At 74.3% G+C, this 17,958-nt stretch carries 18 protein-coding genes; 12 read left to right on the forward strand and 6 right to left on the reverse strand.

What is annotated here, in order from left to right; genetic code table 11:
* Positions 1-11: 11 nt before the first annotated feature.
* Both OG900_35595 and OG900_35600 read left to right on the forward strand, forming a co-directional pair.
* Positions 12-449 carry a hypothetical protein gene (locus OG900_35595; protein ID WUH94951.1) on the forward strand — a complete coding sequence of 146 codons (438 nt, stop codon included), beginning with the start codon at positions 12-14 and terminating at the stop codon, positions 447-449.
* A complete protein-coding gene (locus tag OG900_35600; GenBank protein ID WUH94952.1) occupies positions 446-670 on the forward strand; it encodes a hypothetical protein in 225 nt (74 codons plus the stop codon). The genes OG900_35595 and OG900_35600 overlap by 4 nt, the downstream gene beginning before the upstream one ends.
* Positions 671-711: 41 nt before the next feature.
* Here the strand turns inward: OG900_35600 and OG900_35605 are convergent, their stop codons facing one another.
* Both OG900_35605 and trxA read right to left on the reverse strand, forming a co-directional pair.
* Positions 712-2,409: a bifunctional 3'-5' exonuclease/DNA polymerase gene (locus OG900_35605; protein WUH94953.1), complete on the reverse strand. Its 1,698-nt coding sequence runs from the start codon at positions 2,407-2,409 to the stop codon at positions 712-714.
* 104 nt (positions 2,410-2,513) lie between these two features.
* Entirely contained in the window at positions 2,514-2,885 is a 372-nt protein-coding gene (trxA, locus tag OG900_35610) for a thioredoxin (GenBank protein WUH94954.1), read from the reverse strand.
* A gap of 106 nt (positions 2,886-2,991) precedes the next feature.
* Between trxA and OG900_35615 the strand changes: the two genes are divergently transcribed.
* Positions 2,992-3,192: a hypothetical protein gene (locus tag OG900_35615; GenBank protein WUH94955.1), complete on the forward strand. Its 201-nt coding sequence runs from the start codon at positions 2,992-2,994 to the stop codon at positions 3,190-3,192.
* Between the two features lie 142 nt (positions 3,193-3,334).
* On the opposite strand, the gene OG900_35620 is transcribed toward OG900_35615, so the two are convergent.
* Positions 3,335-4,675, reverse strand: coding sequence for a citrate synthase (locus OG900_35620; GenBank protein ID WUH94956.1), 1,341 nt, complete (start codon positions 4,673-4,675; stop codon positions 3,335-3,337).
* Between the two features lie 110 nt (positions 4,676-4,785).
* On the opposite strand from OG900_35620, the gene OG900_35625 reads away from it, so the two are divergent.
* The 6 genes from OG900_35625 to OG900_35650 all read left to right on the forward strand — a co-directional run bounded on the left by OG900_35625 (position 4,786) and on the right by OG900_35650 (position 9,566).
* Complete coding sequence (locus tag OG900_35625) at positions 4,786-5,985, forward strand: citrate synthase/methylcitrate synthase (protein WUH94957.1); 1,200 nt, start codon at positions 4,786-4,788, stop codon at positions 5,983-5,985.
* A 134-nt stretch (positions 5,986-6,119) separates the two neighbouring features.
* Positions 6,120-7,073, forward strand: coding sequence for an NADPH:quinone oxidoreductase family protein (locus tag OG900_35630; protein WUH94958.1), 954 nt, complete (start codon positions 6,120-6,122; stop codon positions 7,071-7,073).
* A 131-nt stretch (positions 7,074-7,204) separates the two neighbouring features.
* Complete coding sequence (gene htpX, locus OG900_35635; GenBank protein WUH94959.1) at positions 7,205-8,104, forward strand: zinc metalloprotease HtpX; 900 nt, start codon at positions 7,205-7,207, stop codon at positions 8,102-8,104.
* Positions 8,104-8,661, forward strand: a complete 558-nt coding sequence (locus OG900_35640) for a hypothetical protein (protein WUH94960.1) — start codon at positions 8,104-8,106, stop codon at positions 8,659-8,661. The genes htpX and OG900_35640 overlap by 1 nt, the downstream gene beginning before the upstream one ends.
* Positions 8,662-8,876: 215 nt before the next feature.
* Positions 8,877-9,059, forward strand: a complete 183-nt coding sequence (locus OG900_35645) for a hypothetical protein (GenBank protein ID WUH94961.1) — start codon at positions 8,877-8,879, stop codon at positions 9,057-9,059.
* Positions 9,060-9,125: 66 nt separating this feature from the next.
* On the forward strand, positions 9,126-9,566 hold the full coding sequence (locus OG900_35650) for a nitroreductase family deazaflavin-dependent oxidoreductase (GenBank protein ID WUH94962.1): 441 nt from the start codon (positions 9,126-9,128) through the stop codon (positions 9,564-9,566).
* Between the two features lie 122 nt (positions 9,567-9,688).
* Here OG900_35650 and OG900_35655 read toward each other — a convergent pair whose 3' ends face one another.
* The 3 genes from OG900_35655 to OG900_35665 form a co-directional block, all read right to left on the reverse strand.
* Complete coding sequence (locus tag OG900_35655; protein WUH94963.1) at positions 9,689-11,134, reverse strand: MFS transporter; 1,446 nt, start codon at positions 11,132-11,134, stop codon at positions 9,689-9,691.
* A 106-nt stretch (positions 11,135-11,240) separates the two neighbouring features.
* Positions 11,241-11,606, reverse strand: coding sequence for a nuclear transport factor 2 family protein (locus tag OG900_35660; protein WUH94964.1), 366 nt, complete (start codon positions 11,604-11,606; stop codon positions 11,241-11,243).
* 96 nt (positions 11,607-11,702) lie between these two features.
* On the reverse strand, positions 11,703-13,091 hold the full coding sequence (locus OG900_35665) for a hypothetical protein (protein WUH94965.1): 1,389 nt from the start codon (positions 13,089-13,091) through the stop codon (positions 11,703-11,705).
* A 244-nt stretch (positions 13,092-13,335) separates the two neighbouring features.
* Here OG900_35665 and OG900_35670 point away from each other — a divergent pair, with 244 nt between their 5' ends.
* From OG900_35670 to OG900_35680, 3 genes are all read left to right on the forward strand, one after another.
* Complete coding sequence (locus tag OG900_35670) at positions 13,336-14,292, forward strand: hypothetical protein (GenBank protein WUH94966.1); 957 nt, start codon at positions 13,336-13,338, stop codon at positions 14,290-14,292.
* Positions 14,293-14,337: 45 nt separating this feature from the next.
* Positions 14,338-15,864, forward strand: a complete 1,527-nt coding sequence (locus tag OG900_35675) for an APC family permease (GenBank protein ID WUH94967.1) — start codon at positions 14,338-14,340, stop codon at positions 15,862-15,864.
* Between the two features lie 106 nt (positions 15,865-15,970).
* Positions 15,971-17,938 carry a primary-amine oxidase gene (locus OG900_35680; protein WUH94968.1) on the forward strand — a complete coding sequence of 656 codons (1,968 nt, stop codon included), beginning with the start codon at positions 15,971-15,973 and terminating at the stop codon, positions 17,936-17,938.
* Positions 17,939-17,958 lie beyond the last annotated feature (20 nt).

A 17,958-nucleotide genomic window follows, 5' to 3' on the forward strand; every position in this document is an offset into this window, starting at 1 on the left:
GGAGGTCAACCATGCGCACCACCCGTACCGCGGTCGCCGTCACCGCGGCGGCCGCGGCCCTGCTCGCCGCGGCCGGGACAGCCGCCGCCGACACCACCGCACCCACGCCCTCCGCCGCCGCCCACGCGGCGGGCAAGGCGCCGACCGGGGACGGCGCCCGCGCGCTGTGCAAGCGGCTGCCGACCGTCGACGCGCGCATCGACCGCGCCCTGGCCAGGCTGAACGGCCCGGTCACCGAACGCGGCTCCGTCGCCCGGCTCCAGCAGCGCGTCACCAATGCCGACGCCAAGGGCGACACGGCCGTGTCGACCCTCCTCAAGGACCGGCTGACCTTCCGCCAGTCGCTGGTCCCCACCCTCACCAAGCGCTCCACCGACCTGGACGCCGTCCGCACCTGGTGCGGCACCCAGCACTTCCCGGCCAAGGCCAAGAAGGGCGCCGGCAAATGACCCGGGCGCACCGGAGGGCCCTCGCCCTGCTGCCCGCGGGAGCGCTGGCCGCGCTGCTGCTCACCGGCTGCGGCGGCCACAGCGGCGCCGACGGCTCCGCCGACCCGGGCAGCACCTCGCCGGCGCCGGCCGCCTCCGATCTGGCCCACATGCAGAAGCTGGTGGACGACGCGGACTCGGCCGCGTCCGTGGCCGACTCCGACGCGGCAGCCGACAAGTGACCGCGGCCGGCGACTGACGGCGCCCGCACACCCCCGGCGGGCTACTTCGCGTCCGCGTAGCGCTCCACCGCGTGCGTCTCCAGCGGGAAGGGCACCGGGGTCGCACCGAAGACCAGGCGGCGGGCCTCGTCGGCCGCCGCCGCGACCGCGGACTCCACGGCGGGCGCGAGGTCCGCCGGGGTGTGCACGACCACCTCGTCGTGCTGGAAGAACACCAGCCGCGGGGCGGGACCGATCCCGGCCAGCTCCCTGCGCAGTGCCGCCAGCATCGCCAGCGCCCAGTCCGCGGCGCTCGCCTGGATCACGAAATTCCGCGTGAAGCGCCCCCAGGACCTGGCCGCCCTGCGGTCCGGCGACGCCCCGTCCGCCGGGTCCGCCGCCTCGTCCAGGAAGCGGTCGGCGGACGGCGCGGGGGACGTACGGCCGAGCTGCGAGCGTACGATCCCGCCCGCCTCGCCGGTACGGGCCGCGGCCTCCACCAGCGCGAGCGCCACCGGGAAGCGCCGTCGCATCACCGCGAGCAACTGGCCCGCCTCACCGCTGGTCTGCCCGTACATCGCGGCGAGCAGGGCGATCTTGGCCCGCGGCCGGTCGCCGCCGAAGGCGTCCTGGGCGACGGCCGCGTAAAGATCGCCGCCGGCCGCCGCGCGCGCCAGGCCCTGGTCGCCGGACATCGCGGCAAGCACCCGCGGCTCCAGCTGGCCCGCGTCCGCGACCACCAGCAGATGGCCGGGGTCGGCGACCACGGCCGCCCGCAGCGGCCGCGGAATCTGCAGCGCCCCGCCGCCCCGGGTCGCCCAGCGCCCCGACACCACACCGCCGACCACATATTCGGGCCGGAAGCGCCCGTCGCGCACCCAGGCCTCGCGCCACGCCCAGCCGTGCGCGGCATGGATGCGCGACAGCTCCTTGTACCGCAGCAGCAGCCCGGCCGCCGGGTGCTCCACCTTGCGCAGCTCGTGCGAACGGGTCGACGCCAACGGCACACCGACCCGCGCGAAGGCGGGCAGCAACTGGGCGGGGGAGTCGGGGTTGACCGGGCGGCCCAGCTCGTCCTGGATGCGCTGCGCCAGCTCGCCGAGCCTGGCCGGCCTGGCACCGCCGGCAGGGCGCGGCCCGAGCAGCCCGGTCAGCAACTCGTCGTGCGCCCGCGCGCTCCACGGCAGGCCGTCCCTGCCCATCTCGACCGCCGCCAGCGCCCCCGCGGACTCCGCCGCGCACAGCAACCGCATCCGGTCCGGCCGGTCCCCCGCGGCGATCCGCCGCTGCTGCTCGGCGTGCACCTCGACCAGCGCGGCCAGCGGGTCCACGTCCTGCGGCAGGTGGTGCCGGTCGGCGGCGAAGAGCACCGGCTGGTCGTCGGCGCCCGCCTCCGGCGCGTCCGGCGGCTCGGGCAGCCCGTGCAGCCGCGCCCAGGCCGCCCCCAGCGAGCGCGGCCTGCCGTGCCTGCCCTCCTGGCCGAGCAGCAGCGACTCGACCAGCTTCACGTCATGGCACCGCCCGACCCGGACCCCGCCCCGGTCGAGCAGCCCCTGGTAGACCTCCTCCGTCCCGCCCCACACCCAGCGCGGCGCTGCCGCCGCCTCGACCTCCCGCACCGCCCGGGCCAGATCCGCCACCACCGCGGTCCCGCCGACCGCCCCGCCGTCCTCCCCGACGCCGCACAGCCGCCCGCCGCCGCCGACCGCATCGGCCACGACGGCGACCCGCCCGGCTCCGGCGCCAACGGCTGCACCCACTCCTCGAGAGTAGGTCCGACCACCGACAATGCCCCCGGCGGCCGCTTTCGGGATCGCCGAAGAGCCCGGCGGCGCATGGCGCCTACCGGGCTCGGGGGCGGGGGTCAGCCCTGCTGCGCCTGGGACTCCTCGACGGACTTGTGGACCTCCGCCATGTCCAGCGCGCGGGCCTGCGCGATGACGTCCTCCAGGGCCGGCTCGGGCAGCGCGCCCGGCTGGGCGAAGATCGCCACCTTGTCCCTGACGATCATCAGCGTCGGGATCGACTGGATCTGGAAGGCCGCCGCAAGCTCAGGCTGGGCCTCCGTGTCGACCTTCGCGAAGACCAGGTCCTGGTGCTTCTCGGAAGACTTGTCGTAGACCGGCGCGAACGACCGGCACGGCCCGCACCAGGCGGCCCAGAAGTCGATGAGGACGAAGTCGTTGGCAGACACGACCTCGTCGAAATTCTCCTTGGTCAGCTCCACAGTGCTCATGCCCTCCCCAACGGGTGGCGGCGCCGGGAAATTCCACCCTTCACTCGTCCGGGTGGAGCGGACCGCGCCTCCATGGCGTGGGGCCCCGCACACTCGTTGTCCGCGTATGGCACCGATGCAGAGGAACGCGCAAGCCGCCGCGGAGCCGGCCCGAGGTGGAACGGTTCTGCACCACACCCGCGCGGACGCCCCGGTCTTCGCCGCCCTGGCCGACCAATGGCGCTCCGCCGGCCGCATGGTCCCCGGCCAGACCGACACCGAATGGTCCGACCTGATCACCCGCATCCCCCACGTCACCCTCCCCTGACCCCCACGACGCGCGCGGGGAACTGCCCGCCCCACCACGTCACGGGGTCAGCCGACCACCCACCGCAAGGGGCACCCACCCCGGGGGCGCGGGGAACTGCGCGACAAGCCCCCACCGGGCAGCAGGCGCGGCGCGCCCCCACTCACCCCCGCGTCAGCGGTAGCGGCTGGGGCGCCGCCGCCCCGACGTAAACCCCCGTCGGCCGCAAGCGCAGCGCCTGTTCCCCGTACTCCTCAAGCGCATGCGCGATCCACCCCGCGGTCCTGCCCACGGCGAAAACCGCTTCGCCGGCTTCCGGCGGCATCCCGGACGCGACCGACAGGACGCCGAGCGCGAGGTCGACATTGGCGTGCAGCGCCGTGTGCCGCGCCGCCGTGGCGACGACGTCGCGCGCCGCGGCGAGCGCGTCCGCCGCAGCGGGCACGTCGGCGAGGAGCGCGAGGAGCAGCCGCGCCCGCGGGTCCTCGCCGCGGTAGAGCCGGTGGCCGAGCCCCGGCACGCGCTGCCCGGCGCGCAGCTGCGCCGCGACGACGGGGCCGGCGCTGCCGCCGGCCAGGACGTCGGCGAGCATCCGGTGGGCGAGCGCGCTGGCCTGCCCGTGCAGCGGCCCGTCGAGCGCCCCGAGCCCGGCCGAGACCGCGGCGTAGGGGTGCGCGCGGCCGGTGGCCGCGACCCGGACCGCGAGGGTCGACGTGGCCAGGTCGTGGTCGATGAGGAGCGCGAGCGCGGCGTCGAGTACCCGCAGCGACGCCGGGTCCGGCTCCCGGGCCGTGAGACGGGGCCACAGCCGCCGGGCGATGGGCGCGTCGCCGGGGGTGTCCGCTCCGCCGGCGGGCGGCGGCGCGTCGCGGGGGACGTCCGTCCGCCCGGCCGGCGGCAGCGCGTCGACCAGCGTCGGGATCAGCCCGCGGGCGCAGCCGAGCACCGCCTCCCGGGTGAGGTCGAAGCGCAGCGGATCGGCCGCGCCGGCGGCGATCACCGCGACCCGCATCCGGTCCATCGGCCCGCTGCCGGCGGGCAGTGACCCCGCCGCGGCCCGGGCCGCGGCCAGCGGCAGCGGGGGAGCGCCGAAGCGCATGCCGACCCGCAGCTCACCGGTCCACAGCCACTGCGCGACCTCCTCGTAGGCGTAGGCCTCCGCCAGGGCGACCGCGTCGACGCCGCGGAAGGCGTAGGTGTCGGTCGCCGCGTCGATGAGGGTGATGCCGGTGCGGATCCGGCCCCATCCCTCGGCCGGGCCGTCGGAGGTGGAGGAGGCGGAGGAGGCGGTGCCCGGCGCACCCGCACCCGCCCGCCCCCTGGCGGCGAGCGCCGCGACCTCGGCCGGGTCGAAGGTGCTGCCCCGCCCGCCGGCGGCCCGCCGGCTGCCGAGCAGCCCCCGGCTGACGTAGGCGTACAGCGTCTCCGGCTTGACGCCGAGCCGCGCCGCCGCCTCCCGCGTACCGATGCGGCCGTCGCCGCCGCCCGCTGTCCCGTCCGTCATGGGCGCCACCGTATCCGCCTCGCGTCAACCCTTGCTCACATTGATCAATCAATGTTGACACGCTACGAATCAATCATGGACAGTCAAGTGAAGAGTCAAGGAGGAAACCGATGCCCACCACCGCACCCCCCGCCGCCTCGAAGTCCGCCCCGCCGCAGCCGGCACCGCCGGCGCCGCTCGACGTCCCGCGCGGCCTCAAGGGCGTGATCGTCACCGATACCGTGCTCGGTGACGTCCGCGGAGCCGAGGGCTTCTACCACTACCGCGAGTTCTCCGCGGTCGAGCTGGCGGCGAGCCGCAGCTTCGAGGACGTGTGGCATCTGATGTTCCACGGCACATTGCCGACCGTGGAGGAGCGGGCCCGCTTCACCCGGGAGACCGCGCGGCTGCGCCACCTGCCCGCCGCCGTGCGGGACGCGCTGCCCGCCGTCGCCCGCGCCACCGGCGGGTCCGGGCCGCTGGCCGGGCTGCGTACGGCACTGTCGCTGACCGGTGCCGCCGCCGGATTCCGGCCGCTGTACGACCTCGACCCCGAGCAGCGGCAGGCCGACGCGCTGGCCGCCTGTGCGGCCGTACCGACGCTGCTGACCGCGCTGCACCGGCTCGGCCGCGGCCTGGCGCCGATCGAGCCGCGCGACGACCTGCCGTATGCCGCGAACTACCTGTACATGCTCACCGGCGAGGAGCCCGACCCGGTCCGGACGCGGGCCGTCGAGCAGTATCTGATCTCGACCGTCGACCACGGCTTCAACGCCTCCACCTTCACCTCCCGGGTCATCGCCTCGACCGGTGCGGACCTGGCGGCCTGCCTGGTCGGGGCGGTCGGCGCGCTGTCCGGGCCGCTGCACGGCGGGGCGCCGAGCCGCGCGCTGGACACGCTGGACGAGATCGGCACCCCGGACCGCGTCGACCCCTGGCTGCGCGAGCACATCGCGGCCGGCGAGCGGATCATGGGTTTCGGCCACCCCGTCTACCGCACCGAGGACCCGCGCTCCCGGCTGCTCAAGGGCATAGCCCGGGACATCGGCGGCGACCTGGTCGACTTCGCCGTGCTGGTCGAGGCGCGCGCGGAGGCGCTGCTCGCCGAGCTGAAGCCCGGACGGGAGCTGCACATCAATGTGGAGTTCTACGCCGGCGTGGTCATGGAGCTGTGCGGGCTGCCGCGGGAGATGTTCACCCCGACCTTCGCCGCGGCCCGGGTGGTCGGCTGGAGCGCCAACATCCTGGAGCAGGCCGCGGACAGCAAGATCATCCGCCCGTCGGCCCGCTATGTGGGTCCGCCGCCGCCCCGCCCGGTCCCCGCGGCCTGACCGCGGAGCCCGGCGGCACGGGGTGGAAGGGGGGAGTCGCGGCACATTGCCGCGGCTGGTCTCCATACCGACCAGTCGGTAATGTGTGGTCGGTGCCGGGTCCCCGGCACCGACCCACCCCCGGAGGAGCCGGCGTGCGCGCGATCCAGATCACCGAATTCGGCGGACCCGAGGTCCTGCGGGAGGCGGAACTGCCCGACCCGGTCGCCGGCGAGGGGCAGCTGCTGCTGGACGTCGACTCCGCCGGGGTGAATTACGCCGACACGCACACCGTGGAGAATTCGTACCTCTCCCGCTCCACCCTGCCCATGGTGCCCGGCGCCGAGGTCGTCGGCCGCACCGCCGACGGCCGCCGGGTCGTCGCCCTCACCGACAACGGGGGATACGCCCAGAAGGCCGCCGTCCAGTCGTACCTGGCGCACGACCTGCCCGACGGGGTCACCGACGGGCAGGCGCTCGCGCTGGTCGTCCAGGGCCTGACCGCCTGGCACCTGCTGCGGACGTCGGCGCGGCTGGCGCCCGGCGAGAGCGTCGTGGTGCACGCCGCGGCCGGCGGCACCGGCTCGCTCGCGGTCCAGCTCGCCCGGCATTTCGGCGCGGGCCGGGTGATCGCCACCGCCTCGTCGCAGGACAAGCGCGACCTGGCGCTGGAAATGGGCGCCGACGTCGCGGTCGACCCCGACCCCGACGGGCTCACCGAGCGGCTGACCGCGGCCAACGGCGGGCGCAAGGTCGACATCGTGCTGGAGATGACCGGCGGCCCGGTCTTCGACGCCTCGCTCGCCGCCCTGGCCCCCTTCGGCCGGCTGGTCGCGTACGGCATGGCCTCCAGGACCGCCCCCACCCCCGTCGAGCCCGCGCAGCTCATGGGCCGGTCGCGGTCGGTCGTCGGCTTCTGGCTGATGCACTGCCTGGGCCGCCCGGGGATGTACCGCGAGCCGATGGCGGAGCTGATCGCGATGACCGCGGACGGCCGGCTGCGTCCGCGCGTCGGCGGCGTCTACGACCTGTCGGAGGCGGCCAGGGCCCACGCGGACCTGCGCGCCAGGCGCACGACGGGCAAGCTGGTGCTCGATGTGACCCGATGAGCGGAACCGGAGGGGTCGTCCCGGTCGTTGGATCGGTGCAACAGTTGGAGTAGCACGCACCATCATGACCAGTGGAGCACGCAGGGCCGCCGCCCGCGACCCGCGCCCCCGCACAGCTCGGGAGGGGCCACATGCCACGCAACCGCTTCGCACAGGACCGGGGACTGACGACCCGCATGGCCGTCACGATGTTCCTGATCGGACTGCTCTATGTCGTCTTCGTCGGAGCGCTGCTCGCACTGCTGCGCGGCGCCTGGCCGATGATCCTGATCATCGCCGGACTGCTCTTCGTCGTCCAGTTCTGGTTCAGCGACCGCATCGCCGCCTTCAGCATGGGCGCGCGCGAGGTCACCCCCGAGCAGCAGCCGGAGCTGCACGGCGTGGTCGACCGGATCTGCGCGCTCGCCGACCTGCCCAAACCGAAGGTCGCCGTCGCCCAGTCCGACGTGCCCAACGCGTTCGCGACCGGCCGCAACCACAAGAACACGGTGGTGTGCGTGACCACCGGGCTGCTGCGCCGGCTGGAGCCGGACGAGCTGGAGGGCGTCGTCGCCCACGAGCTGTCCCATGTCGCGCACAAGGACGTCGCCGTGATGACGATCGCCTCCTTCCTCGGCATCCTCGCCGGTGTGATCACCAGGATCGGCCTGTGGGGCGGCTTCCGGCGCAGCCGCGACCCGGGCACCGCCGCGCTGTTCATCCTGGTGCCGCTGGTCAGCGCGGTGGTCTACGCGATCAGCTTCCTGCTCACCCGGATGCTGTCGCGCTACCGCGAGCTGTCCGCCGACCGCAGCGCCGCCCTGCTGACCGGCCGCCCCTCCGCGCTGGCCTCCGCCCTCACCAAGGTCAGCGGCGACCTGGCCGCGATCCCGACGAAGGACCTGCGCGCGGCCGAGCCCTTCAACGCGTTCTACTTCGCCCCCGCGCTCACCACCAGCCCGACCGTCTCCAAGCTGCTCGCCACCCACCCCAGCCTTGAGCAGCGGCTGGCGCAGCTGGCCGCCATCACCGTCGAGCTGGACCGCCGCTGATGGGCCTGCTCGATGTGCTGCTCGGCCGCAGCAGACCCGTCCGCCCCGACCTCGACCAGCTCTTCGGCCTGTCCTCCGCCGCCATCACCCTTGAGGCGGCGAGCGAGCTGCGCCCGACGGGGTCGGGCGCGGTGTGCTTCGCCGCCGTCGAGGGCGGCGCCTTCGCCGAGATCCAGCAGGACCTGCGCAGCCTGCTCTCGGTCGAGGACAGCCGCGACAGCTACGGCTACACCTGGCTGCGGTCCCGGCACGACCCCGGCGAGGTCACCGACCTCGTCACGGACCTGCACGCCGTCAATTCCGCGCTGGAATCCGGCGGCTTCGGACCGCAGCTGCTGTGCTCGCTGGTCGCCTTCCAGGACCCGCAGGGCCACCGCATCGCCCTGGTCTACCTCTACAAGCGCGGGTCGTTCTACCCTTTCGCCCCGCTGCCCGGCGAGAAGCGCGACCACGCGCTGGAGCTCCAGGTCAGGGCCCTGGTCGCCAACGACCTGCGACTGGAGGCCGACCTGTCCCGCTGGTTCCCGGTGTGGGGAGCGCCCGGCATGACGGACTGAGAGGCGCTCGGACCGAAGAGGCGCCGGGCCGGCCCGAGACGGCGGTGCGGTGTGCCGCCACGGCGGCCGGGAGGCGGCCGTCCGGACTCGCACACGGAATCGAACCGCAGTGCGTCGAAAGGCGGTTGCCGGGCAGACGGTCGGTGACGGGCGCCGCCGGCGTCCGGGGTCCGACCGCCGCCCGCACGGGCGGCCCGTAGCCGAGGAGATTTCACATGCTGGCAGCCGTGGGCGCCGTCATCTTCGCGATCGCCTATCTGATCAACGTCACGAGCACCGACACCGACGCGGCCTTCACGCCGATAAGCCTGATGATCGCCGGACTGTTCTTCGTGGCCCTGCACTTCGCCGGAGTCGGCTCCGGATGGTCGTACCCCAGCAGACGGCGCCGTCGCTGAGCAGGGACAGGGCGGCGATCTACAGTGGGGGAGCGTTGCCGACAACACCCCCCAGGAGGCATACGGATGACTGTGTACGACCCCGCCGCGGTGAAGATCAGCCCCGAGTCGTGGGTGGCGGATCAGGCCAGGCGGTACGAGGAGTCCAACGGGACCGAGGGCACCGACCTCAAGGGCGCGCCCTGCCTGCTGCTCGACTACCAGGGCTACCGCACCGGGGAGTGGCGCCGCACGGTGCTGATCTACGGCCGGGACGGTGAGGACTTCCTGGTCGTGGCGTCCAAGGGCGGCGCCCCCGAGCACCCGAACTGGTTCCGCGGCCTGCTCACGTATCCCGAGGTCCACGTCCGCGTGCTCGGCGAGCGGTTCACCGCCAGGGCCGAGCCGCTGACGCCCGACGAGAAGAACGAGGTCTGGGCGGACCTGGTCGAGATCTGGCCGCCCTACGCCGAATACCAGCAGAGCACCGACCGCGACATCCCTGTCGTCCGCCTCACCCGCGGCTGACAGCGCGCCTCTCCTCGGCGCGTACGGACCGCGGCCCCGGGGAATCCGGCACCGGGCCGCGGCACTATGCACAGGTAAGGGGCGCCCATCCAGGACGGGCGCCCCTTACCGCTGTGTGTCCCTCACCTCTCGGTCCCCGGGCCGCGGACAGTCAGCGCCGCCAGCACCAGTTCGAGCGCCAGCAGGAAGGCCAGGCCGAGCCCGAAGGCGTACGGGTAGCGGTCCTGCGCCCCCGCGCCCACGGCGCCGTAGAAGACGATGCCGATCAGCGCGATGCCCAGCGCGCCGCTGACCTGCTGGACGGTCGCCACCACCCCGGAGGCCGCGCCCACCAGGCGCGCGGGGACCGTGCCGAGCGCGTCATGGGTGAGCGGGGCGATCACCGCGCCCATTCCCACCCCGTCGAGGAACAGCCCCGGCACCAGCTCCCACAGGCTGCCCGTGGTGCCGGACGCGTGCACGGCGGCCCACAGCGCGCCGAGCCCCGCGGCCATCACCAGCGCACCGGCCGGGACCGTACGGCGGCCCAGGCGTTCGGCGATCCGGTGCGCCGTGGTCGAGGTGAGCAGGTAGCCGCCGCCGATCGCCAGGAAGACCACACCCGAGGCCAGCGCGTCCAGACCGCGTCCCGCCTGCAGATACAGCGCGAGGATCAGGAAGAAGGACCCCTGCCCGGCCCAGAAGACCAGCTGCGCCGGCGCCCCCGCGCGAAAGCCGCGCTGCCGGAAGAGCGCGAGGTCGAGCACCGGGTCGCCGCCCGCCGCGCCCAGCCGCCGCTGGTGCGCCACGAAGACCGCGAAGAGCACCGCGGAGCCCGCGAGGCACAGCCACGTCCACACCGGCCAGCCCAGCGACCTGCCCTGGATCAGCGGCAGCACAAGGGCGACGACCGCGGCGGTGGACAGCGCCACCCCGGTGTTGTCCAGCCGCGGCCGCCGCGGCGCCCGCGACTCGCGCAGCGCCCGCGGGGTCGCGGCCAGCGCGGCGAGTCCGACCGGCAGGTTGATCAGGAAGCATGCCCGCCAGTCGAGGCCCAGCAGGTCCGCCCTGATCAGCAGGCCGCCGATGAGCTGCCCGAAGACCGCCCCGACGCCCATCGTCAGCCCGTACATGCTGAACGCGCGGGCCTGCGCCTTGCCCGTCCACTCCGTCTGCAGGATCGCCAGCACCTGGGGACCCGTCAGGGCCGCGGACAGCCCCTGGAGGACCCGTGCCGCCACCAGTGTCCCGGCGGTCGGCGCGAGACCGCATGCCGCCGACGTCGCGGTGAACAGCGTGAGCCCCACCGCGAACATCCGCCGGCGGCCGAAGATGTCACCCAGCCGGCCCGCGGTGATCAGACCGGTGGCCACGGCCAGGCCGAAGCCGGCCACCACCCACTGGATCGCCGCGGAGCCGGCCCGCAGATCGCTCTGCACCGCGGGTATCGCCACGTTGACGATGAAGAGGTCCAGCGAGGTCATGAAGGTGGCGGCCAGCAGGACCAGCAGGCCGAGACCGGACCGCCCGGCGTCCGGAGCCGCGCTCCGGGGTGCGGACGGGGAGAGCGTGGAGGAGGCCGAGGCCATGGCGGAACTCCTGTCGTGAAAGTCGGAGTGGGAAGTGGGCTGGGGGCCTGTCCGGCGGATCCCGTCCGGACGACGGGGGCGGGCAGGCCCCGGGGCGGGCCGCCGGTCAGGCGGCGGCCGGCACCTTGTCGAGGAAGCCGACGACGCGCTGCACGAGCCCGTCGTCGCCGGTGGTGACCACGTCGAAGCCGATGACCAGCGACTCGCCGCCGGCCGGCCCCAGCTCCCAGGTGAAGCGGGCGACGCCGTGGTGCGCGTCGACCGGGCCGAGCGTGAAGACCAGGCCGGTGAACTGCGCCTGCACCGCGGCGACGACCGCGTCGAGCGCGGCCGGCCCCGTGACGTCGGCCAGCGGGTCGGTGTAGCGGGCGTCGGCCGCGAAGACCGCGTCGATCCCGCGCCGCCTGGCGGCCGGGTCGGTCTCGTTCCACACCGCGATGTACTGCTCGACCAGCTGCTGGATGTCGCTCATGACTGTCGTCTCCCTGCTGCGGCCGGCGCCGGGTTGCGCCGTCTCCTTGCAGGTCACGAAGTTACGGAGCCGGTCGAGCGGGGGAATCGGTCATCGTTAGGCAAGAGCCTGCCGGTCCCGCGGGCCGTCCTGGTCCAGGCACGCCTTGAGCGCGTCGAGCGCGGCCGCCAGCCGCGGCGAACCGCACTGCCTGGACAGCCGGGCGGCCTCCCGGCCGAGCGCCAGCGCGCCGTCCCGGTCCCCGGCGCGGGCATGGGCCTCGCCGGCGCGGGCGCAGTAGAGGCTGCGGTCGCGGACGAAGGACGGCCCCATGCGGTCGAGCGCCCGGTCCAGCAGCGGCGCCGCCTCGGCCCCCCGGCCGAGCGCGAGCAGCGCGAGCCCGTGCTGCGCGGTCAGCTCGGCGCCGTCCAGCCAGTAGAGCCACGCGGGCCCCGGGTCCGCGCCCCCCGCCGCCAGCTGCCGCTCCGCCTCGGCCGCGGCCCGCAGGCAGGCGCCCTCGGCGCCCGCCGCCGCGTGCGCCCTGGCCAGTCGGGAGGCGGCGAGCGCGCGGACCGAGGGCGGAGCGCCGCCCGCGGCCCGTACCGCCGCCTCCGCGGCGGCCACCGCGTCCCCCGGCCGCTCCGCGATCACCGACTGGAGCGCGAGGCCGGCCCAGACCGCGACCGCCAGCGACCGGTCGCCCGCGCTGTGCGCGAGCCTGAGCGCCGTCAGGTAGTGCCGCTGGGCGGCCCCGTGGCGCCCGGAGTCGGTGGCGGCCCAGCCGCCGAGCTGCGCCAGGTCCGCGGCGATCCGCAGCAGCCGCCGCTCCGCGCCCCGTCCGCCGGGCCCGGGGGCCTCGCGCCGCAGCAGGCCGCCGACCAGCCGCAGATCGGCGTCCACCCGGTGCCGTACGGCCGCGCCGCCGAGCCGGTCGTCCAGCTGCCGCAGTCCGGTCACCCCGGACTCCAGCCAGTCGAGCACCGGCCCGTCGACGCCGTGGGCCCCGGCCACGGCCTGCGCCGGGACCCGTTCGCGGGCCGCCGCACCGCGGTGCCCGGCGTCCTCCGCGCCGGCCGCGTCCCAGTCGGCGATCGCGTCGAGCAGACCCTGCTCGTCGGCGATCGGGAAGCCGCGGGGGTCGGCCGCCGCGTCGGCCAGGACCGACGACAGCGCGGTCAGGCTGCCCTCGGTCGTCCACGGCAGCCCGTCGGGCATGCCGCCGTGCGCGGGCAGCCAGCGCGGCCACGGGCGGGCGTCGACCTCGCGCGCCGGTATGCCCAGCGCGCGGGCCAGCGCGCGCTGGCTGTCGGCCTCGGGGACGACACCCCAGTGCTCCCAGCGCCACACCTTCTCCCGGCGGGCCGCCATCGGCACGCCGAGCGCCCGCGCGTGCTCGGCGATCACCCGGGCCACGTCCTGGTAGCTCCAGCCGTGTCTGCGCCGTACGTAGGCCAGCGGATGTGTCGACGCGGCGGAGTCCTCGCGTGCCACGTTTGTGCCGTCCATTCACCGGTCCCTGCCGCGCCGCCCACGCCGGCGCCACTTCGTAGCGGAATCGCCTATTCGAATACCAGTCCGGTGGCTGTCCGCGCAGCAGATCACCCGAATCCGCGGTTCGCACGTTCCAAACCGACGCCACCCTACGGGACTACAGCGAGACAACAGGACCGGACTTGTCCCCGACGGCCGCAAACCGATTGGCTGTTGGCGATCACATGACGTAACGCGCGCCGTGGAGGGCTGCCCGCGGATGACCCCACCGCCGCCACCCTTCCGCTTTTCGCGTGGCAAGGACGACGTGGCATTTGATACCGCCCTCGGCGACGAGGAGCTCATCGCCGTTCGCGCTGCCCTGATCCAGGGCCGCTGGACGGAGGTCCGCGCGCTGCTCGCGCGTACCGGAGACGACTGGGACCTGCGCGGCCACCGGCTGGTCGTCCTGGGTGAGGGCCGCTCGGCCGCCACCTGGGCCGACGAGTGGCGGCTCGCGGAGCCCGAGAGCGCCGACGCCGCCGCTCTGTATGCCACCGCCGCGGTCTTCCGTGCCGCGGCCGGCCGGCAGAGCGTCGAGTCGGCACGCGACGCCTGCCTGCGCGCGGCCCGGATGACTCCCGCCGACCCCTCGCCGTGGCTCGGCCTGCTCATCCTGGCCCGGCACACCGGCAGCGACGACGAGCAGGTCCGCGCCTTCGACCAGGTCCGCGGCCGGCACCGCGGCCACCACCACGGGCACTACCTGATGACGCGCTGCCTGGCGGAGCGTCAGAAGACCGACGGCGACGACCCCTTCCACGAGGTGTACGAGTTCGCCGAGTGGGCCGCGGACGAGGCGGGACCGGGCTCGCCGCTGGGCGCGCTGCCGCTGGTCGCCCTGGTCGAGCGCTACCACGCGCTGGCCGCCGCGGGCGCGCTGCCCGCCGACCCGGGCCGGCTGGCGTACTGGACCAGCCCGCGGGCCAGGGCGAATCTGCGCAGCGCCTTCGACTGGTGGCTGGACTGGGACGGCCGCAGCCACCCGCGGCTGCTGCTCGACCTCAACCACCTGGCCTTCGTGCACGTCCACGCGGGCGACATGGTCGCCGCCGCCGCACTTTTCAACCGGATCGGTCGTGACGCGACCCGCATCCCCTGGTCGTACTTCGACCGCGACCCCAAGAAGTCGTTCCGTGCCGCGCGCAACACCGCGCTCGGTTTCGGTACCTCGTAGGCCCCGCTCCCTCAGGCACCACCCCACGGAAGGACACACACAGCCATGCTGACGGGCAGTACGACCGGCATCAGCACGTTCAAGGGAGAGCAGCGCGCGCTGCGCGCGGATCGGATCGGCGCGCCGGCCCTGCTGCTCTCGGTTCTCGCAGCCACCGCCCCACTGCTCGTGGTCGCGGGCGTCATCCCGACCACCTTCGCCACCATGGGCATCGTCGGGGTGCCGCTGCTGTTCGTCATCGTCGGCGCCGTGCTGATCCTGTTCAGCTTCGGCTACGCCGAGATGAGCCGGCACGTCCACAATGCCGGCGCCCTCTACGCGTACATATCCCGCGGCCTCGGCGGCACGGTCGGCGCCGGCGCGTCCTATGTGGCGCTGTTCGCGTACAGCCTCATGCAGTGCGGCAGCTACGGCCTCTTCGGCTTCGAGATATCCAGCCAGATCGCCCAGCACTGGCAGCACAACGTCTCCTGGTGGATACCGGCGCTCGGCGGCGTCGCGATCACCGCGGTCTTCGGCGCCCTGAAGATCGACCTCAACGCGAAGACCCTGGGTCTGCTGCTGCTCATCGAGACCACGATGATCGTGGTCTTCGACGTCGGCTTCCTCAGCGACCCGGGCACGCAGGGTGTCTCGGCGCACGCCTTCGACCCCAGCACCCTCAGCGGCGCGGGCCTGGGCACCGCGCTGTGCTTCACCATCGCCGGCTTCCTCGGCTTCGAGCAGGCCCCGGTCTACGCCGAGGAGACCAGCGACCCGCAGCGGGTCGTGTCCAAGGTGATGTTCCTGGCCGTCGGCTTCGCCACCGTCTTCTTCGCGCTGAGCGCGTGGGCGATCACGGTCGCCACCGGCCCCTCGGGCGTCATCGCCGGGGCGCAGAAGGAAGGCCCGAACCTGATCTTCGCGCTCACGCAGGACCGGCTCGGCACCGCCTTCACCGACGTCCTCAACGTCTTCTTCATCACCGGCATCTTCGCCTCGATGCTGAGCTTCCACAATGTGGTGGCCCGCTACGCCTTCGCCATGGGCCGCGACGGGCTGCTGCCCGCCGCGGTCGGCCGCACCTCCAAGACCAGCGGCGCACCGGCCATCGGCTCGTTCCTGCAGTCCGCGGTGGCCCTGGTGGTCGTCGTCGTCTTCGCCGTCACCGACGACAAGCCGGTGGGCGACCCGACGGCGCCGGTGCTGCGGCTGTTCACCTGGCTCGGCAATGTGGGCGCGCTCGGCGTGGTGCTGCTGATGTGCACCGCCGCGATCGCGGTGATCGCCTTCTTCGTCAAGCGCGGCGCCGCCCGCGTCCAGGGCTGGCGGCTGGCCACCTCCGCCATCGCCGCCCTCGCGCTCGGGGCGATCTTCGTCTACTCGGTGAAGGACTTCTCGGTGCTGCTCGGCGCCAACCCCGGCCACGGGCTGCGCTGGATCCTGCCCGGCGTCATCGCGCTCGGCGCCGTCATCGGCCTGGTCTACGGCTTGGTGCTGCGCAGCACCAAGCCCGAGGTGCACGCCAGGATCGGGCAGGGCAACGAGGCCTTCCAGCTGGAGAAGGCGGCCGCCGCCGCAGCCGACTCCTGACCGTCCCGTCCAGCTTCGCAAGCGCGGCCCGCTCCGCCCGCCCGGGCGCGGCGGGCCGCTGCCGTTCAACCGGCCCCACCCGCCCTTTTCGTCGTCAGGACCCGCCATGACCTGCTGCTCAACGGACGCCGAGACCGCACCCGCCGCCGCCCCGCACCCGCTCGACCCGCTGACCGCCGCCGAGATCGACGCCGCCCGCGCCGCCCTCCAGGCCGAGGGCAAGGTCACCGAGGCCACCCGCTTCCCGCTGGTGCTCCCCGACGAGCCCGACCGGCACGCGGTGCTCGCGCACCACCCGGGCGACGCGGTGACCCGCCGGATCCGGGTCACCCTGCTGGACTCCGGCACGGGCCGGGCGGCCGAGGCGGTGGTGGACGTCACCGACACCACCGCGGGCGTGCTGCTGTCCTACCGCGACCTCGACCCGGCGGCCGACGGGCAGCCGCCGCTGCTCTTCGAGGAGTACGAAACCTGCGACGAGATCGTCAAGGCCGACGCCGGCTGGCGCAAGGCGATGGCCGAACGCGGCGTCACCGACCTCTCGCTGGTCATCGCCGCCCCGCTGGCGGCGGGCAACTTCGGCGTCGCCTCGGAGGCCGGCCGGCGGATGCTGCGGTCGCTGACCTTCCTGCGCTGCAACGCGAGTGACAACCCGTTCGCCCACCCGGTCGGCGGCCTGGTCGCCGAGGTCGACCTCACCGACCGCCGGGTGGTGCGGCTGATCGACACCGGTGTCGTACCCGTGCCCGCCGAATGCGGGCGCTACGACGCCGAGACCACCGGGCCCGCCCGCACCGACCTGCGCCCGCTGGAGATCAGCCAGCCGGACGGGCCGTCCTTCGCCCTGGAAGGGCCGGTGCTGCGCTGGCAGAACTGGCGGCTGCGGCTGGACTTCAACGCCCGCGAGGGCCTGGTGCTGCACGAGATCACCCACCGCGACGGCGACCGCGACCGGCCGGTGCTGCACCGCGCCTCGATCGCCGAGATGGCCGTGCCCTATGCCGAGCCGGACCCGGCGCGCAACTGGGTCTGCTACCTGGACGCAGGCGAGTACCTGCTCGGCAGGAATGCCAACGCCCTGCGGCTGGGCTGCGACTGCCTCGGCGAGATCACCTACGTCGACGCGGTCCTCGCCGACGACCTCGGCCGCCCCGAGACGCTGCACAACGCGATCTGCATCCACGAGGAGGACATCGGCCTGCTCTGGAAGCACACCAACATCTTCGACGACTTCGCGGCGGACTCCCGCCGCGCGCGCCGCCTGGTGATCTCCTACATCGCCACTCTCGGCAACTACGACTACGGCTTCTACTGGTATCTGCACCAGGACGGCACGATCGCCTTCGAGGCCAAGGCCACCGGCCTGCTGCAGACCTCCGCCGGGCAGCCGGGCGCCGGGTCGCCGTACGCCACCGAGATCGCCCCCGGCCTGCTGGCGCCCTTCCACCAGCACCTCTTCTGCGCCCGCCTCGACGTGACCGTGGACGGCCCCGGCAACACGGTCGAGGAGGTCGACGTGGTCCGGCTGCCGACCGGCCCCGACAATCCCAACGGCAACGCCTTCACCGCCAAGGCCACGCCGGTCGCCGACAGCGGCGAGGCCGGGCGGGTGGCCGACCCGTCGGTGGGCCGGCGCTGGCGGATCGTCAACCCGGGCGCGCGCAACCGGATGGGCGCGCCGGTCGCCTACACCCTGGTGCCGGACAGCGGGCCGCTGCTGCTGGCGCAGCCGGGCTCGCCGGTCGCCGAGCGGGTCGCGTACGCCACCAGGCACCTGTGGGTGACCCGCTACCGGCCCGAGCGGCACTACCCGGACGGCGACTACCCCAACCAGCACGCGGGCGGCGAGGGGGTGGCCGCGTGGTCGCGGCCCGGCGAGGCGCTGGAGGACACCGACCTGACGGTGTGGCATTCCTTCGGGCCGACCCATCTGCCGCGCCTCGAGGACTGGCCGGTGATGCCGGTCGACGTGTGCGGCTTCAGCCTGCGGCCGACCGGCTTCTTCGACCGCAACCCGGCACTGGACCTGCCGAAGGAGACCGGCGACGGATCCGGCGGACACTGCCACGTCTGAGCGGGCACTGCCACGCCCGG

Source organism: Streptomyces sp. NBC_00433 (genome assembly GCA_036015235.1).
Lineage (GTDB): Bacteria > Actinomycetota > Actinomycetes > Streptomycetales > Streptomycetaceae > Actinacidiphila.

Excerpts from the sequence above, each read along its gene's own strand:
- OG900_35660 (WUH94964.1), bottom strand. The coding sequence starts at position 11,606 with ATGAGCGACATCCAGCAGCTGGTCGAGCAGTACATCGCGGTGTGGAAC.
- OG900_35655 (WUH94963.1), bottom strand. The coding sequence starts at position 11,134 with ATGGCCTCGGCCTCCTCCACGCTCTCCCCGTCCGCACCCCGGAGCGCG.
- OG900_35645 (WUH94961.1), top strand. The coding sequence starts at position 8,877 with ATGCTGGCAGCCGTGGGCGCCGTCATCTTCGCGATCGCCTATCTGATC.
- OG900_35665 (WUH94965.1), bottom strand. The coding sequence starts at position 13,091 with ATGGACGGCACAAACGTGGCACGCGAGGACTCCGCCGCGTCGACACAT.
- OG900_35625 (WUH94957.1), top strand. The coding sequence starts at position 4,786 with ATGCCCACCACCGCACCCCCCGCCGCCTCGAAGTCCGCCCCGCCGCAG.
- OG900_35620 (WUH94956.1), bottom strand. The coding sequence starts at position 4,675 with ATGACGGACGGGACAGCGGGCGGCGGCGACGGCCGCATCGGTACGCGG.
- OG900_35680 (WUH94968.1), top strand. The coding sequence starts at position 15,971 with ATGACCTGCTGCTCAACGGACGCCGAGACCGCACCCGCCGCCGCCCCG.
- OG900_35670 (WUH94966.1), top strand. The coding sequence starts at position 13,336 with ATGACCCCACCGCCGCCACCCTTCCGCTTTTCGCGTGGCAAGGACGAC.
- OG900_35595 (WUH94951.1), top strand. The coding sequence starts at position 12 with ATGCGCACCACCCGTACCGCGGTCGCCGTCACCGCGGCGGCCGCGGCC.
- htpX (WUH94959.1), top strand. The coding sequence starts at position 7,205 with ATGCCACGCAACCGCTTCGCACAGGACCGGGGACTGACGACCCGCATG.
- OG900_35615 (WUH94955.1), top strand. The coding sequence starts at position 2,992 with ATGGCACCGATGCAGAGGAACGCGCAAGCCGCCGCGGAGCCGGCCCGA.
- OG900_35600 (WUH94952.1), top strand. The coding sequence starts at position 446 with ATGACCCGGGCGCACCGGAGGGCCCTCGCCCTGCTGCCCGCGGGAGCG.
- OG900_35650 (WUH94962.1), top strand. The coding sequence starts at position 9,126 with ATGACTGTGTACGACCCCGCCGCGGTGAAGATCAGCCCCGAGTCGTGG.
- OG900_35640 (WUH94960.1), top strand. The coding sequence starts at position 8,104 with ATGGGCCTGCTCGATGTGCTGCTCGGCCGCAGCAGACCCGTCCGCCCC.
- trxA (WUH94954.1), bottom strand. The coding sequence starts at position 2,885 with ATGAGCACTGTGGAGCTGACCAAGGAGAATTTCGACGAGGTCGTGTCT.
- OG900_35675 (WUH94967.1), top strand. The coding sequence starts at position 14,338 with ATGCTGACGGGCAGTACGACCGGCATCAGCACGTTCAAGGGAGAGCAG.